The following is a 1,181-nucleotide window of genomic DNA, read 5'->3' on the forward strand; positions in this document are numbered from 1 at the left end:
CGCAAGATTCAATAAGAGAATCTTATTAGCAAGCACAAAGACTAGAAAATTCAATAAGCACTCATAAGAACAATATAGATAGTCATAATCAAGGAATTAGTCATACACGCAGTAACTCAGCTAACTTTGATAAAGATATGTATCAAGATGTATTAAATGCTTATCAAAATAGGTATGGAGGAACAGCAATAGATGCACAAAGAGAAGTAGCAGCAGGAACGTATAGAGCAAGAGCGATCTTCAGAGACATAAGCGGTGCTGCAGCACAAAGAAATTTACAAGAGATACAAAGAGCAGGCAGTAATATAGCAAGCTCTAATAATGTAGATAATTTTGTTCAAAATCACCAGCTAGATAATAATATTGGCAGCAAAAGAGATGAATTTGCAAGAGATCATGGTATTAGAACAGATGCAGAAGTGATAAGCGGAGAAATCACAACTAAAGGAGATAATCTTAAAGCCCAACATGATACAAGATACAATGATAACCTTAGTCAATATGACGATTCTCATCAACACATAAGTGATCAACAATATGCAAAACAGCTACAAATTAATCAATATGAAGAGGATAGAATTGGTAAAGGAAAATTTGGAACTGTTTTTGGTGCTACGGATGGAGTAGGTAGACCATCAAGTCATAATCCAGACAGTCATAATAAAAAGCAGCATGAACCTAAGAAACAACAAGTAGTCGCTCAATATACGGATCCACATAAACCATTTGATAAAGATGAAGCACAAGCTTTGATGGATTCCGTTAGTAAGAACAAGGATCAAGGGTGAGGACGTCGAGTGAGTGCAACATTAACGATCGCGATAATAAATATTACCGGGACGGTAAGAATATAATGTGCTGTTACGCCAACCAATATCAGTGTTGTTCAGCGTAGAACTATGTAAATGGTTAAAGTTATTAGCACTTTCTTTAACATTTGCCATGACAGACCAAACTTTACGGTTAAATAAAATAGAAATAGGACAGTTTTTAAATATGAAGAATAAAGTAGGAATAGCAAACAATGATGGAATAGCAATAAGAGCTGAAATAGGATCAGACACCTTATATTTATCTAACAGAAGACATATTAAAGCAAATGATCCGATGGTACTAACAATAACAAAAAAAGCCATAGGTAGATCTTTTGGTACCTTTAACTCCCGACCTTCACTATTTAC

Annotated in this window: 1 protein-coding gene and 1 pseudogene; one reads left to right on the top strand and one right to left on the bottom strand. The window is 34.8% G+C overall.

The window, feature by feature from the left end; genetic code table 11:
* Positions 1-137 precede the first annotated feature (137 nt).
* Positions 138-788 carry a hypothetical protein gene (locus A452_RS0107500; RefSeq protein WP_017208729.1) on the top strand — a complete coding sequence of 217 codons (651 nt, stop codon included), beginning with the start codon at positions 138-140 and terminating at the stop codon, positions 786-788.
* Between the two features lie 21 nt (positions 789-809).
* Here A452_RS0107500 and A452_RS08895 read toward each other — a convergent pair.
* Positions 810-1,181, bottom strand: a pseudogene (locus A452_RS08895) (hypothetical protein); the annotation flags it as partial.

It is taken from the genome of Rickettsia australis str. Phillips (assembly GCF_000273745.1).
Lineage (GTDB): Bacteria > Pseudomonadota > Alphaproteobacteria > Rickettsiales > Rickettsiaceae > Rickettsia > Rickettsia australis.